The following is a 15,035-nucleotide window of genomic DNA, read 5'->3' on the forward strand; positions in this document are numbered from 1 at the left end:
GGGTTACTTGTTTTTATATCCTTTTAAAAATAAGGGATAAAAGACAGAATCATAATTTTTTATCAAGAATATTTTTCATCCAAATAATCCAAATAGAAACCTGATGCGTATATAAACCAAACACGATTGATTAAAAACCTTAAACGAGAATCAATTAAAACAAAAAGTTATGACTGAAACAAAAAATAACAATAACGGATTGAAAGTAATTGCCGGTCTGTTGGGTGTAGTTCTTTTAGGAACCATTATTTACACTGTGAGTCTTTACCAAGATAAAAAACAAACAACAGAAGCTCTTACACAAGAGAAAGAATTGGTTGTTGAGGATTTGAACAACTTGAAGTCTGAATACGACAAAGCTATTTTGGAAAGCAATGCCACCAATGAAGAGTTGGTTGCAGCTAGAGACAACATTGCAAAGTATATCGATTCTGTAAGCAGCATGAAAGCTGATATTGCTACACTTTCACGTTACAGAAGACAAGTAAGTGTTCTTAAAAAAGAAAGAGAAGAATTATTGAAGCAAGTAGATTCCTTGACACAATCCAACAGTTTGTTGGCCATGCAAAGAGACAGTACTTTTGCTGAATTGGAACAACAAACTGTTTTCAACGATTCTTTGATTATCCAGAACACTCAATTGGCTGATGCCGTTGAAAAAGGTTCTGCTCTTAACCTAAACACTATCAGTGTTGATGCCATTAAAGAAAGAAACAGTGGTAAATTGGTTTCAACTTCTAGAGCTAGAGCTACCGATAAATTTAAAGTTTGTTTTACTATTGCCGATAACGTAATTGCTGAAGCTGGTGACAGAGAATTCTATATCGAAGTTCTTGGTCCACAAGGTAATGTCTTAGGTGAAAGTTTGACAAAAACTACGGAAGAAGGAAGCTCTCTTACTTATAGTAAAGGAACTAACTTCTACTACGAAAACGATGCTTTGGATGTATGCGATTACATAAACAAACCAAGTGGAGATTTCCAGAAAGGAAACTATATGGTAAATGTTTATGACAGCAAATTGAAATTGTTGGGTACTTCCAGCTTCGAATTGAAATAAGAAACACACACTATCACCATAATACAAGGCCCATCCAATTTTGGATGGGCCTTTTTATGTTCTCTAAGTTTAAACCCTTATTTAAGGCTACCAACCATATCCTCTGGTTTCACCCACTCATCATATTCTTCGGGGGTCACATAACCAAGATTAACGGCCTCTTCCCTAAGTGTAGTACCGTTTTTATGTGCTGTATTGGCAATCTCTGCAGCTTTGTAATACCCTATTTTGGTATTTAAAGCGGTAACCAACATCAATGAGTTGTTCAATAAAGTATTAATGATTTCATGATTTGGTTCTATGCCAGAAGCACAGTTCACATCAAAACTCACGCACGCATCACCGATCAATTGGGCCGATTGTAAAATGTTGGCCGCCATTACTGGCTTAAATACGTTTAGCTCGTAATGACCTTGCGTTCCACCCACACTAATCGCAACATCGTTACCCATAACCTGTGCACAAACCATGGTCAGTGCTTCACATTGGGTAGGGTTTACTTTTCCAGGCATAATGGAGCTTCCTGGTTCGTTGGCCGGGATTATAATTTCACCAATTCCCGAGCGTGGACCAGAAGCCATCATACGGATATCGTTCGCAATTTTGTTCAAAGAAACAGCCAATTGTTTCAAGGCACCATGGCTTTCTACAATGGCATCGTGTGCTGCCAGTGCTTCAAACTTGTTTTCTGCGGTTACAAAAGGCTTACCGGTAAATTCAGCAATATATTTTGCAACAAGAACATCATATCCTTTTGGCGTATTTAAACCAGTACCTACGGCAGTACCGCCCAAGGCAAGTTCGCTCAAGTGTGCCAAGGTATTCTTTAGTGCCTTCAAACCATGGTCCAATTGCGAAACATAACCAGAAAACTCCTGTCCCAAGGTGAGGGGAGTGGCATCCATTAGGTGAGTTCTACCAATTTTGACCACATCCTTAAACCCCTTGGATTTTTTATCCAAAGTATTTTTGAGCTGTTCTACCCCCGGAATGGTAACCTCAACTATTTTTTTATAAGCCGCGATATGCATTCCTGTTGGAAAGGTATCGTTGGAGGATTGGCTCTTGTTTACATCGTCATTGGGCTGGATGGTTTTTTCACCTTCACCAATCTTTTTCCCAGCAATTTCATGCGCACGGTTGGCAATTACCTCATTTACGTTCATGTTGCTTTGGGTGCCGGAACCCGTTTGCCAAATGACCAGTGGAAATTGATCATCGTGTTTGCCATCAAGAATTTCATCACAAACTTGGGCAATTAAATCTCTTTTTTCTAGACTTAGCACACCTAGTTCTTGATTGGCATAGGCTGCGGCCTTTTTTAAATAGGCAAACCCGTAAACCACATCCAAAGGCATGGATGCAGGGGCACCAATTTTAAAGTTATTGCGGGAACGTTCGGTCTGGGCTCCCCAATATTTATCGGCAGGTACTTTTACCTCGCCCATGGTATCTTTTTCAATCCTAAAACTCATAGTTTAAAATTTTGTCTTACAAAGGTAGGATATAGGCCATTTATATGGTAGTTGATTGGAATAAATACACTTTTTTTTGCTCATCTATTTGTTTTTTTTGATTAGAAGAAAGTATCTTTGTTAAAACAAAAGGATTAAAGATGTTCGATTTTGACCAATATTTAGGTTTTTTAGCTTTTCTAACAATTTTAACAATCGGTTTTTGGTTGATGATATTCTTGTTGACCTTTGTAGTACCTTATTGGTTGATTGGTAACCTAAGGGAAATGTTTAAAGAGAGAAAAGAGGCCAAACAGGCCCAACTAGAAGAATAAAAAAAGAAGCCATTCGGCTTCTTTTTGTTTTTTAGTCAACACCAAACTAAAGAACTGTTTATACTGAAACAGTTTCTTATCGTTTCAATTTAAAACATAAAAAAAAAGGAAGCCGAATGGCTTCCTTTTTTCATTGTATAGAGGTTGGTTGGTTTCTGTTTCTAGATTACTACCCTTAATATTGTCCTTCGTCATCATCTCCACCACCTTGTCTTCCGCCTCGCTGACGTTGCTCCTTAGGTTGGTTAAATCGATATATAAAAGATAAGTTAACCTGTCTTTGCCTCCATTGGAACTCACTGTCCGATGTAAAAGTAGGTGTTTGTGTAAATGATCGGCGTTTTCTTGAGTTGAACAAGTCACTAACATTTAATGAAAGTGTGGCCTTGTCGTCAAACAGATCTTTACTTACTGCTAGGTTTAAAGAGAATATCGGGTCCGATTCTGTTTGTGCATTTTGCCTAGGCCCAATATAAAAGGAGTTGGCCTGTAGCTCTATTTTTCCAGGTAATGTAAACTTGGAGCTCAAACGGGTAAAATAGCTTGAGTTGGTCGTTCCATAATCAACACCATTGAATGATCCGTCCGAGGAGAAAGTAAAGAAGTTAAAACTTCCGTTCATTCGCCACCATTTAGCAGGACTATAAATTATTCCAGCCTCCGCACCAATACGTTCGTTAGTAGACAAGTTGATGGGAACCCTTCGGATAATCTGGATACCATCTGAAGTAAATTGACCGGTATTTTCTGTAATAAATTCAAAAGATTGTGTTTCTCGTTGATAGTAAACAGAAGAGGTGAATGTTATCTTTTTCCATCTTTTCATGTAACCAAGGTCAAATGCATTGGCAAAGGCAGGGTCCAAATCTGGATTTCCCTGAAAAACGTTGGTTCTACTGGATCTAGATGGGAATGGGTTAATAAACCAACCCCTAGGCCTGTTTATTCTCCTGTTATAACCAAGAGAAATATTTTGGGTTTTCGAAATTTCGTAAACCAAATTCACGGTTGGGAAAAGTCCTAAATAGTTCTTATCAAAGTTAAGATCAACATCTTCACCTACAAGTTCTTCCAAGGCCTGACTATCAATACTGGCATCTACTTCACCTCTTAACTCAGTATTTTCCAAACGTAAACCAAGTAGAACGGAAAACTTGCCGTATTTGTTACCGTATTGGGTGTAAAGGGCATTTACATTTTCGTGATACGTAAATATGTTGGTGAGGTCTTGATTGGTAATGAAATTACCCGTTCCTTGATCAAGAGTGTCCAACTGGTAATCGTTTACTTCTTTTTTAAAGGTACCACGATAGCCCGCTTCAAATTGCGCATCACCCATAGGCAATACGTAATCAATCTGGGCCAAAATGTCATCTTGTTTTTGCTTCTCGTAAATATTTTCCAGAGCAATTAGACTGTCAGTTGGAATGGAGCGGTCTTCTCGGATTTCCGTCAATACATCTTCATTATCATAGGAATACTGAAAATCTGCGGTCAATTTTTGTCCGTTGTCATCAATGTTATTGGTGTAATTAAAAGAGAATTGCCGGCTATTGTCTTTCTCAGCTTGGTCTTCTGTTCTAAATGTTCTACTGTTAAGGCTTCCATCAGAAAATCGTTGGTTATCATTTTCTGTCAAATCGTTCTCATCTGACCATCTATAGAAGAAACTACCTGTAATGGACGATTTTTCTGTTAAGAAATACTCCATTCCCAAGTTTATGTTGAAACCATCGTCATTTCGACTAATATCCCTGTCTTCGTAAATTCTATCAAATTCACTTTGTTCGGACAGATAGGTATTATCATTGTAACCACCTCCTGGAGATTCTCTGTGAAAATAACCTAGAGTGTTAAATATATTGAACTTCTCAGTTCTGATATTAAAGTTGGTAGTGGCCCGAGCATTAAAAGGGATTCCTCCCGTAAGATTAACGGAACCGTTGACCCCCAAAGTTTTCTCTTTTTTGAGTACAATATTCAAAATACCTGCCGTTCCTTCAGCATCATAACGAGCAGAAGGACTGGTGATCACCTCTACCTTTTCAATAGCATCGGCTGGTAGTTGCTGTAGTACATCGGTTGAACCAAAACCAGCCAAAGCGGATGGCTTACCATTAATAAGGATACGAACATTATCATTACCTCTTAAACTTATACCTCCTTCTACATCAACGGAAACAGATGGTATGTTGCCCAATGCATCACTTACGTTACCGCCACTCGTGGTAATATCTTTTCCAATATTGTATACTTTTTTATCCAACCGTACCTCTACAGTGGTTTTTTCACCGACGACCTCAACCTCTGCGAGCTGGGCAACATCTGGCGATAAGGTAATGGAACCTAGGTTTGTGTTTGAGTTATAGGTTTGCCCTTTTAGCGAATAAGTTTTGTAAGATATATATTCAACACTGATATTATAGGTTCCAGGACCTGCCTCTACTTCAAAATTACCCGAGATATCTGTTATTCCTCCGGTAACTTGGTCTGGGTTTTCGGCATTCTGCAATACAAATGTGGCATATTCCAGAGGTTGTCCAGAATCTGAATCTATTACCTTTCCCGAAATTTTAATAGGTCTTTGTCTTTGTTGGGCTATACCTTGAAAAGTGGACAAGGTTAAAAGTAGTATAGGAATGATAATCCTTTGCATAGTTTGATTTTTACTATGCAAAAATTGTTTGAAAAAAAGAGGGCATAAAATATTTACCCCTCAACAACATATTTGATCCTGCGAATGACCTTAAAGAATTGTTAATCCCTGCTTTTCTTTTTCTTCTTCTTCTTTTTCTTCTTGGCCTTGAATCGATTTTCTTGGAGTTCCATAAAGGCTTCATATTTATCCTCGGGAAGACCTGCCTTTAATTCTGCGTCTTGACGCCTTTTTATTTTTTCAACCTCCTCTTTCATTTTAAGAGGTTCCAACTCCAATATTTGAAGTTCTATTCGTTGCTGTACAGATTGAACAAGAGTAGTTCTTACAATGGCCTCTTCAAAAGGGTCTAAACCTAATGCTTCCGTGATAGAAGGCATTTGTCCGTCCACAAGTTCCTCGGCGGTAGGAGGAGTTTCGTCTTTTTGAGTTTCCACAGGACCTGCTTGCGGAATTGCGCTCCGACCTCTACCGTACATACTACGTCTGCCGTAGGGTGATCCATAACCGTATTGTGCAGACAGGTCGTTAAAGGCCAAAACACCAATTAGTAAGGTAATATAGAACAGGGTTTGCGTACTTTTCATGGGATAAAGATACTATTTAGGTTTAATTTATGCTTGGAACCTATGTTAAATGTAATTGGATATCAGGATTATAGCAATTTGGAAATATTTTCTGGAGGCCTGCCCACGACAGCCTTTTTCCCATTGACAACAATGGGCCGTTCTATCAATTTTGGGTTTTCGGCCATAGCGGTAATCACCTCATCATCCGATAAGGTTTTACCTTTAAACTTCTCTTTCCAGATGGCTTCGGTCTTTCGAACCAAATCAATTGGAGAAATCCCCAAATACTCAATTATTGTTTGCAATTCTTCCTTGCTAGGAACATCATCCAAGTATTTTACAACTTCGAACTCTTTTCCAGATTTTTCAAGAATGGCCAATCCTTCTCTGGATTTTCTGCATCGTGGATTATGGTATATTTTAATCATGATTCTTTTGTTATTCCTGTTCTTCTTTTTGCCCCATCATCATTAAATAGGCTTTTAAAAAGGCATCCAAGTCTCCGTCCATTACGGCATCCACATTGCCGGTTTCTTCTCCTGTGCGCACATCTTTGACCAATTTATAGGGATGCATCACGTAGTTACGAATTTGTGACCCCCACTCAATCTTCATTTTTGAGGATTCAATTTCGGCTCGAGCCTCTTGTTTTTTACGAAGCTCTATTTCGTACAACTGAGATTTCAACATTTTCATGGCCGTAGCCCTGTTATCGTGCTGTGAACGTGAATCTGAACACGAGATTTGAATTCCAGTAGGTTTATGCACTAATTGAACTTTGGTTTCCACTTTGTTCACATTTTGCCCTCCAGCACCACTGGAACGTGCTGTAGTAATTTCAATATCTGATGGGTTTACTTCAATTTCAATACTGTCGTCCACCAGTGGATACACATAAACGGAAGCAAAGGAAGTATGTCTTTTAGCGTTACTGTCAAAAGGGGAGATGCGCACCAAACGATGTACCCCATTTTCACCTTTGAGCCATCCAAAGGCATATTCACCTTCAATTTCCAATGTAACGGTCTTGATTCCGGCTACATCCCCTGCCTGGTAGTTGAGTTCTTTAATTTTATAGCCGTTCTTTTCGGCCCACATCATATACATACGCATAAGCATGGAGGCCCAATCGCAGCTTTCCGTACCACCAGCTCCTGCCGTAATTTGCAGTACGGCTGTAAGTTCGTCACCTTCGTCCGAAAGCATATTGCGGAACTCCAGTTTTTCAATGGCCAATTGGGATTTGTCAAACTGTTTGGTGACTTCTTCTTCGGAAACCTCACCAGCTTGTTGAAATTCCATAAGCACCTCAAGGTCGCCAATCAATGTTTTGGCTTCCTCAAAATCTTCTACCCAGTTCTTTTTGGATTTAATAGACTGCATTTGTTTTTGGGCTTCTTGCGGATTATCCCAAAAACCTGGAGCGAGGGTTTTTTCTTCCTCGTTTTCTATTTCAATAAGTTTGGCATCAATGTCAAAGATACCTCCTTAACGCACCAAGGCGCTCAATAAGATCTTTCTGCTGATCTGTGGTTACCATGTATTCTATTTTGAGGTAAAAATAAGTTTCTTTCTGCACATGACCTTGCGTTAGATGGAATACTATTTATAAAATCAAAATATTAGATAGAGGGTAGAAAAAAACGAAATACATAAAAATTTTGATTCAATTTCATCAAATTTTCACTTATTGATACATATGATTTTTTGACAGGGATATTTAAAATGATTTCCATATTTTTAAGCTCAATATTTCAACCAGGTTATGAAGAACACTACTACGCTCATCGCTTTATTTTATTTTGTGTGCACCTCCTTAGGGGCACAAACCTTTGAAAAGGCAAAAGACTTTCAAAAATTCAATGGTTTTTTCAATTTTTATTATGATGATTCCAGCGACAAAATCTACCTTCAGGTAGATGACCTGGAAACAGATTTTTTATATGTCTATTCCCTTAGCAGCGGAATAGGAAGCAACGATATTGGTCTTGACCGAGGACAATTGGGTAATGAACAGGTTGTGTATTTCAAAAAAGCAGGGAAAAAACTGCTTTTGGTTCAGCCCAATCAAAAATTTAGGGCCATCACCGATAACGAATTGGAAAGAAAATCTGTAGAGCAGGCCTTTGCAAAATCTATTTTGGAGGGTTTCGAAATTGTCGAAGAATCCAAGGGAAGTTACCTTATAGATTTTACCGATTTTTTAATGCGAGATGCCCATGGGGTTTCCAATAGATTAAAAAGAGCTAAGCAAGGCTCCTATAGCCTGGACAAGTCGAAAAGTGCTTTGGCCTTTGACCGCACCAAAGCTTTCCCAAAAAATGTAGAGTTTGATGTAGCCCTTACCTTTAAGGGGGACCCACAGGGTGCTTGGATTCGTTCTGTAGCACCAACGGCTAGTTTGGTCACTGTAGCACAGCACCATTCATTGATCGAACTTCCTGACGATAATTTTGAGAAGCGACTTTTTGATACGCGCAGTGGAGGCTACCCTTTTTCTTATTTTGATTACGCAACTCCTGTCCAAGAATCGTTGGTAAAAAGATTTATTAGAAGGCACCGTTTAGAAAAGAAAGACCCGAACGCCGAAGTAAGCGAAGCAGTAGAACCAATTATATATTATTTGGATAACGGTACTCCAGAACCAGTGCGTTCTGCTTTGTTGGACGGAGGTAAATGGTGGAACCAAGCCTTTGAAGCTGCAGGATACAAAAATGCATTCCAAATGAAAATGCTTCCAGATGATGCTGACCCTCTAGATGTTCGTTACAATGTGGTGCAATGGGTACACCGTTCCACAAGAGGATGGAGCTATGGAGCTAGTGTTGTTGACCCACGAACAGGAGAAATTCTGAAAGGCCATGTTAGTTTGGGAAGTCTTCGCATCCGTCAAGATTTTATGATTGCTCAAGCATTAATGAACAAACCATTTGAAGAAAGAGACGATAATTATGAGCCAATGTTGGAATTGGCCTTGGCGAGAATCCGTCAACTTTCCGCACACGAAATCGGACATACACTTGGTTTCACACATAATTTTGCAGCTAGCACCAACAATAGAGCTTCCGTAATGGATTACCCTCACCCACAGTTTGAGTTGGAAGGTGGTGAAATCAAATTTGATAATGCTTATGATACAGGAATTGGGGAATGGGACAAGGTTATTGTTGCCTTTGCATATTCCGATTTTCCCAGTAATACCGATGAAGAAGAGGCCTTGAATGCTATTTTAAAGAAAGCCCAAGACGATGGACTACGTTACATATCCGATCAAGATGCCCGTCCAAAAGGAGGTGCACATGCATTGGCTCACTTGTGGGATAATGGGAAAAATGCTGGTCAAGAGTTGGAAAGTATGTTAGAGATACGAGAAAAGGCCATCGAGAATTTTTCAGTAGATAATATTAGAAGTGGTGAGGCTTATTCAGTTTTGGAAGATGTTTTTGTACCACTTTATTTCTTCCACAGATATCAAACCGAAGCCGTTTCCAAAGTAATAGGAGGTTTGGATTACAATTATGCTGTTAAAGATGGAGGTCAAACGCCTGTTAAACCCATAAATGAAACTATTCAGGAAGCAGCTATGGAATCAATCCTTAAAACATTGGATGCTGAAGTTATTGCTGTTCCCAAGGATAAATTGGACCTTTTTCCTCCGAGAGCGATTGGTTTTGGTCGTTCCAGGGAATCTTTTAAAGGAAGAACAGGCGTGAGTTTTGATGCACTTTCCGTTGCTGAGACTGCTGCAGATATGACATTGGAATTATTGCTGCATCCAGAACGTGCATCACGATTGATTCAGCAAAAGAGCTTGGATAAAGGACAAATGGGGTTACAAGAAGTATTGGATGAAACCATAAAAGGTACTTTTGACTTGTCTCACCGTGATGCTTACGAAGAAGAAGTGCAGAATACTATCAATTTTAGAGTGCTTTATCATATTATGAACTTGGCAGCTCATGATGATGTACACCCACAAGTAAATGCCATTGCCAATGAAGCTTTGAACAATTTAAAGACAAAATTGCTGAGTAATGGCAAAAACGCTATTTCTGCCGAAATGGTAAAAAGAATTGATGCTTTCATGAAAAAGCCTTCTGAATTTAAACTGATTCCAGTTTCCAAAATACCGGATGGGTCGCCCATTGGTATGGACTGCATGGACTAAATTATTTTATGGAAATAAACTTAATAAGTGACACCGTCACAAGGCCTTCAGCAGGAATGTTGGAGGCCATGATGAATGCTAAAGTAGGGGACGATGTTTTTAAAAACGACCCTACTGTAAACGAATTAGAATCCAAGGTAGCTGAATATTTTGGCATGGAAGCAGCACTGTTTTTCCCCAGTGGCACCATGACCAACCAAACTGCGATAAAAATCCACACCCAACCTGGAGACCAGTTGATTTGTGATAAATATGCACACGTCTACAATTACGAAGGGGGAGGAGTTAGCTTCAACAGTGGGGTGTCTTGTAAATTGGTCGACGGTGACCGCGGAATGATGACGGCCGAACAGGTCGAAGCATCCATCAACCCACCCGATTTTTACCATAGCCCATTAACCTCATTGGTTTGTATAGAAAACACTACGAACAAAGGAGGGGGAGCCTGTTGGGATTTTGAGGAATTGAAAAAAATCCGAAAAGTCTGTGACGAGCACAATCTAAAATATCATTTGGATGGTGCCCGACTTTGGAACGCTTTGGTAAAAAAGGGGGAGGACCCAAAAGCTTACGGAAAGTTGTTTGATACCATCAGCGTATGTTTAAGTAAAGGTATGGGATGCCCTGTGGGTTCCGTTTTGGTTGGAAGTAAAGATGATATTGACAAAGCCTTGCGCATCCGTAAAATTTTTGGAGGCGGTATGCGTCAATCGGGATATTTGGCTGCAGCAGGCATCTACGCCTTTGAAAATAATGTAGAACGATTGGCGGAAGATCACAAAAAAGCGGACGAAATAGGGGAGGTGCTCCAATCTTTGGATTTCATTAAAAAAGTGGAGCCGATTGAGACCAATATCATCATTTTTGAAATTGATGAATCCAAATTGTCATCTGAGGCATTTTTGGAGCAATTGACCAAAAATCAAGTATCCATCATTGGGATGGGACAAGGAAAATTGCGCATCGTCACCCATTTGGATTATACCGATGGCATGCACCAGCATTTCTTAAAAGTCTTGAAAAGTATAGGATGATTGTCACTTCGAGCGGAGTCGAGAAGTGTATTAGGGGTCTCGACTGCGCTCGACCTGACATTTATTATTTCATAAATGCATCCATTCCAGGAATGTTCGGCATGCCCTCTTTGGCCACGGCTGCTAATTCAGCTTCATTTACTTTGCTCGCTTTTTCAATGGCCTTGTTCAGTGTCAGTACTAGATAATCTTCCAATTGCTCTTTATCTTCCAATAGCGAATCATCAATGGAAATAGACTTTATTTCGCGGTTAGCGGTAAGTGTCACTTTCAAGAATCCGTCGGTAGACTCTTCATCAATCATCACGGTATTTAAACGCTCCTTTGTGGCTTCCACTTTCTTTTGGGTTTCTTTAATTTTACCCATCATTCCCATAAGATCTCCAAACATAATTTTCTTTATTTAACAAGTGTATTGTCAAAAGTAGTAATTTGGTTAAAACACTGACCCATGAAACAAACTATTTCAAGAACTCATATTCTGGTTTTATGCCTTATTTTTGCGACCGCTTGCAAAAACAACAAAGACGAATCCATGAGTATAGCTCCCCCGGTAGCACCCAAACATCCGACCCAACTCGAGAAGCACGGTGATGTTAGAATCGATGATTATTATTGGATGAACAATAGGGAGGACCAGCAAGTCCTTGATTATTTGAATGCCGAGAACGAGTACTATCAAAAAATGACCGCCCATACCAAAAAGTTTCAAGAGGAGCTTTTTAAGGAAATGAAAGGAAGGATCAAGGAAGATGACTCCTCTGTTCCCTATAAATTGGATGGATATTGGTATATCACCCGATATGAGGAGGGTAAGGAGTATCCTATTTATTCCAGAAAGAAGGAAAGCTTGGATGCCGAGGATGAATTGTTGTTTGATTGCAACGAAATGGCCAAAGACCATGAGTTTTTTAACTTGCGTGGTGTTTCTATCAGTCCAGATAATACTATGGCTTCCTTTGGAACGGATACCATTTCTAGAAGGCAGTATAATATTCAGGTAAAAAACTTGAAATCAGGAGAAATCTATCCTGATATTATTGAAAATACTACAGGGAGCTCTGTTTGGACCAACGATAACAAAACGCTGTTCTACTCCAAAAAAGACCCGGTTACCTTACGTTCCGATAAAATTTTTAAGCATGTTCTGGGAACTTCTTCGGAAGATGATGAATTGATTTTTCATGAAAAAGATTCTACCTATAACACCTTTGTTTACAAGACAAAATCCAGAAAATATATCGTAATCGGTTCTGGCAGCACATTGACATCTGAATATAGAATTTTGAATGCGGATGATTCCGATGGAGAGTTTAAAGTATTTTCTCCGCGAGAAAAAGGAGTAGAATATGGCATCTCTCATTTTGAAGGTGATTTTTATGTTTTGACAAATAAAGACGGTGCAACCAACTTTAAGTTGATGAAAACTGATGAGAACAATACATCATCTGAACATTGGGAGGAGTTTATTCCGCATCAAGAAGATGTTTTATTGGAAGATGTAGAGATTTTTAGGGATTATTATGTGGTTACAGAACGTAATAATGGTCTCAACCAGATGAAGATTGCCAAATGGGACGGTTCCGATAGTTATTATTTGCCTTTTGATAGTGAAACCTATGTTGCAGGACCCTCCGTTAACCTTGATTTTGAAACTAAGGTTCTTCGTTACTATTACAACGAAATGGGATCTCCATTCGCTATTATCGATTTTGATATGGAGACCAAGACTAAAACCATAAAGAAGGAGCAAGAAGTTTTAGGAGGTAAGTTTGACAAGAACAATTACAAGACCGAACGTCTATGGGCCACAGCCAGGGATGGTAAAAAAGTACCAATTTCAGTAATCTACCACAAAGACACTCCTTTGGATGGAACCAGTCCGTTGTTGCAATACGGATACGGTTCTTACGGTGCCACCATCGACCCTTATTTTTCATCTATACGATTGAGTTTGTTGGATAGAGGATTTATATACGCCATTGCCCATGTTCGAGGAGGTGAATATTTGGGTAGACCTTGGTATGAAGATGGTAAATTGTTCAAAAAGAAAAATACGTTCACCGATTTCATCGACATTTCTCAATATTTGATTGATGAAAAATATACCAGTCCAGAGCATTTATATGCCATGGGCGGTTCTGCGGGAGGTCTTTTGATGGGAGCCGTCATTAACATGGCACCAGAACTGTATCATGGAGTTATTGCGGGAGTACCCTTTGTAGATGTGGTCACTACCATGCTGGATGACACCATTCCGTTGACCACCGGAGAATATGATGAATGGGGGAATCCAAACGAAAAGAAATATTACGATTACATTAAATCCTATTCCCCTTACGACAATGTTGAAGCCATGGAATACCCCAATATGTACGTGTCCACAGGCTTGCACGATTCTCAAGTGCAATACTGGGAACCCGCTAAGTGGGTGGCAAAGTTGAGGGAGTATAAAACCGATGATAACCTATTGTTTTTGGATACCAACATGGATGCGGGACACGGAGGAGCGTCGGGCAGATTTGAGGCTTTAAAGGAAACAGCAAAGGAATATGCCTTCATTTTAGACCTTGAAGGAAAAGCTTTTTAAAAATAAAATGTTACATTTGCACGGAATAATTTTCTTATTTGCGTAAGAAATTTTCCTACCTAATACCAGTTATGAAGAAACAGATAAATGCGCACAGCAATATCCTAGACCTAATTGGAAATACCCCCTTAGTTGAGCTAAACAGAATTACCGCCCCACTTACTGGAAATTTCTATGCTAAACTGGAATGCTTTAACCCTGGACATTCCTCAAAAGACAGAATTGCAATTCATATTATTGAGGAAGCCGAGCGTAAAGGTATTCTTAAGCCGGGTAGTACCATTATTGAGACCACATCTGGCAATACAGGCTTTAGCCTTGCCATGGTGAGTATTGTTAAGGGATACAAATGTATTTTGGCTGTAAGTTCAAAATCATCCCCAGACAAGATAGATATGTTACGTTCCATGGGAGCCAAAGTTTATGTTTGTCCGGCCCATGTCAGTGCAGATGACCCACGTTCTTATTATGAAGTGGCCAAACAATTGCATAGCGAAACACCTAACTCCATTTACATCAACCAATATTTTAACGAGCTCAATATTGATGCTCACTATTCCAGTACCGGACCAGAAATCTGGGAGCAGACCAATGGTCAGATTACCCATTTGGTAGCTTGTAGTGGAACAGGAGGAACTATATCAGGTATTGCTCGTTATCTTAAAGAGCAAAACCCAAACATTAAAGTATTGGGTGTTGATGCTTATGGTTCTGTATTGAAAAAATATCACGAAACCGGAGAGTTTGATCACAATGAGGTATATCCATACCGAATTGAAGGATTAGGTAAAAACTTAATCCCAGACGCTACCGATTTCAATAGTATCGACAGATATATCAAAGTAACTGATGGCGAAAGTGCCCATATGGCTCGTAAATTGGCCCATACCGAAGGTATTTTTGCTGGTTACACCAGTGGTGCAGCTACTCAGGCATTGTATCAATTGAACACGGAAGGGGAGTTTACAGAAGATAGTAATGTTGTTGTGGTATTCCCAGACCACGGTTCAAGGTACATGAGTAAAGTATACAGCAACGAATGGATGGAAAACCAAGGCTTTTTCGACATTCAGGATGCTGAAGTACCTGAAGAAATCAATTATATTAAATAAACCAATACCCTATAACACCTCAAGAACGGCAATGTTTTTCATTGTCGTTTTTTTTTT

General features: G+C 39.4%; 11 protein-coding genes. 5 read left to right on the forward strand and 6 right to left on the reverse strand.

The window, feature by feature from the left end; translation table 11 throughout:
• The first annotated feature begins 169 nt into the window (after positions 1-169).
• Complete coding sequence (locus tag D2V08_RS16240; protein WP_119609444.1) at positions 170-1,060, forward strand: DUF8428 domain-containing protein; 891 nt, start codon at positions 170-172, stop codon at positions 1,058-1,060.
• Between the two features lie 77 nt (positions 1,061-1,137).
• Here D2V08_RS16240 and fumC read toward each other — a convergent pair whose 3' ends face one another.
• The 5 genes from fumC to prfB all read right to left on the reverse strand — a co-directional run bounded on the left by fumC (position 1,138) and on the right by prfB (position 7,614).
• Positions 1,138-2,535 (reverse strand): class II fumarate hydratase, encoded by a 1,398-nt coding sequence (gene fumC, locus D2V08_RS16245; RefSeq protein WP_119609446.1) that lies wholly within the window; start codon positions 2,533-2,535, stop codon positions 1,138-1,140.
• 489 nt (positions 2,536-3,024) lie between these two features.
• The gene (locus tag D2V08_RS16250) at positions 3,025-5,505 is read right to left on the reverse strand and encodes a TonB-dependent receptor (protein ID WP_119609448.1); all 2,481 of its coding nucleotides are present in this window, start codon (positions 5,503-5,505) and stop codon (positions 3,025-3,027) included.
• Between the two features lie 101 nt (positions 5,506-5,606).
• Complete coding sequence (locus D2V08_RS16255) at positions 5,607-6,092, reverse strand: hypothetical protein (RefSeq protein WP_119609450.1); 486 nt, start codon at positions 6,090-6,092, stop codon at positions 5,607-5,609.
• 68 nt (positions 6,093-6,160) lie between these two features.
• The gene (gene arsC / locus D2V08_RS16260; RefSeq protein ID WP_119609452.1) at positions 6,161-6,502 is read right to left on the reverse strand and encodes an arsenate reductase (glutaredoxin); all 342 of its coding nucleotides are present in this window, start codon (positions 6,500-6,502) and stop codon (positions 6,161-6,163) included.
• Positions 6,503-6,512: 10 nt separating this feature from the next.
• Positions 6,513-7,614, reverse strand: a protein-coding gene (gene prfB, locus D2V08_RS16265; RefSeq protein WP_119609454.1) for a peptide chain release factor 2 whose coding sequence is annotated in 2 segments (ribosomal slippage) — positions 6,513-7,550 and positions 7,552-7,614 — 1,101 coding nt in all. Because the reading frame shifts where the segments join, the coding sequence is not laid out codon by codon here.
• Positions 7,615-7,839: 225 nt separating this feature from the next.
• Here prfB and D2V08_RS16270 point away from each other — a divergent pair.
• Together D2V08_RS16270 and D2V08_RS16275 are read left to right on the forward strand one after the other, a co-directional pair.
• Positions 7,840-10,242 carry a zinc-dependent metalloprotease gene (locus D2V08_RS16270; protein WP_119609456.1) on the forward strand — a complete coding sequence of 801 codons (2,403 nt, stop codon included), beginning with the start codon at positions 7,840-7,842 and terminating at the stop codon, positions 10,240-10,242.
• A gap of 8 nt (positions 10,243-10,250) precedes the next feature.
• A complete protein-coding gene (locus tag D2V08_RS16275; RefSeq protein WP_119609458.1) occupies positions 10,251-11,276 on the forward strand; it encodes a threonine aldolase family protein in 1,026 nt (341 codons plus the stop codon).
• A 64-nt stretch (positions 11,277-11,340) separates the two neighbouring features.
• Here D2V08_RS16275 and D2V08_RS16280 read toward each other — a convergent pair whose 3' ends face one another.
• On the reverse strand, positions 11,341-11,667 hold the full coding sequence (locus D2V08_RS16280; protein ID WP_119609460.1) for a YbaB/EbfC family nucleoid-associated protein: 327 nt from the start codon (positions 11,665-11,667) through the stop codon (positions 11,341-11,343).
• Positions 11,668-11,727: 60 nt separating this feature from the next.
• Between D2V08_RS16280 and D2V08_RS16285 the strand changes: the two genes are divergently transcribed.
• Both D2V08_RS16285 and capA read left to right on the forward strand, forming a co-directional pair.
• Positions 11,728-13,866, forward strand: a complete 2,139-nt coding sequence (locus D2V08_RS16285) for a S9 family peptidase (RefSeq protein ID WP_119609462.1) — start codon at positions 11,728-11,730, stop codon at positions 13,864-13,866.
• Between the two features lie 71 nt (positions 13,867-13,937).
• On the forward strand, positions 13,938-14,978 hold the full coding sequence (gene capA, locus D2V08_RS16290; RefSeq protein WP_119609464.1) for a cysteate synthase: 1,041 nt from the start codon (positions 13,938-13,940) through the stop codon (positions 14,976-14,978).
• Positions 14,979-15,035: the final 57 nt, after the last annotated feature.

The organism is Flagellimonas lutimaris (genome assembly GCF_003581615.1).
Classification (GTDB): Bacteria; Bacteroidota; Bacteroidia; order Flavobacteriales; family Flavobacteriaceae; genus Flagellimonas; species Flagellimonas lutimaris.

Bases quoted from the DNA above. Each gene is read 5' to 3' on its own strand.
- D2V08_RS16250 (WP_119609448.1), bottom strand. From the start codon at position 5,505: ATGCAAAGGATTATCATTCCTATACTACTTTTAACCTTGTCCACTTTT.
- fumC (WP_119609446.1), bottom strand. From the start codon at position 2,535: ATGAGTTTTAGGATTGAAAAAGATACCATGGGCGAGGTAAAAGTACCT.
- D2V08_RS16270 (WP_119609456.1), top strand. From the start codon at position 7,840: ATGAAGAACACTACTACGCTCATCGCTTTATTTTATTTTGTGTGCACC.
- D2V08_RS16275 (WP_119609458.1), top strand. From the start codon at position 10,251: ATGGAAATAAACTTAATAAGTGACACCGTCACAAGGCCTTCAGCAGGA.
- capA (WP_119609464.1), top strand. From the start codon at position 13,938: ATGAAGAAACAGATAAATGCGCACAGCAATATCCTAGACCTAATTGGA.
- D2V08_RS16285 (WP_119609462.1), top strand. From the start codon at position 11,728: ATGAAACAAACTATTTCAAGAACTCATATTCTGGTTTTATGCCTTATT.
- D2V08_RS16255 (WP_119609450.1), bottom strand. From the start codon at position 6,092: ATGAAAAGTACGCAAACCCTGTTCTATATTACCTTACTAATTGGTGTT.
- D2V08_RS16240 (WP_119609444.1), top strand. From the start codon at position 170: ATGACTGAAACAAAAAATAACAATAACGGATTGAAAGTAATTGCCGGT.
- arsC (WP_119609452.1), bottom strand. From the start codon at position 6,502: ATGATTAAAATATACCATAATCCACGATGCAGAAAATCCAGAGAAGGA.
- D2V08_RS16280 (WP_119609460.1), bottom strand. From the start codon at position 11,667: ATGTTTGGAGATCTTATGGGAATGATGGGTAAAATTAAAGAAACCCAA.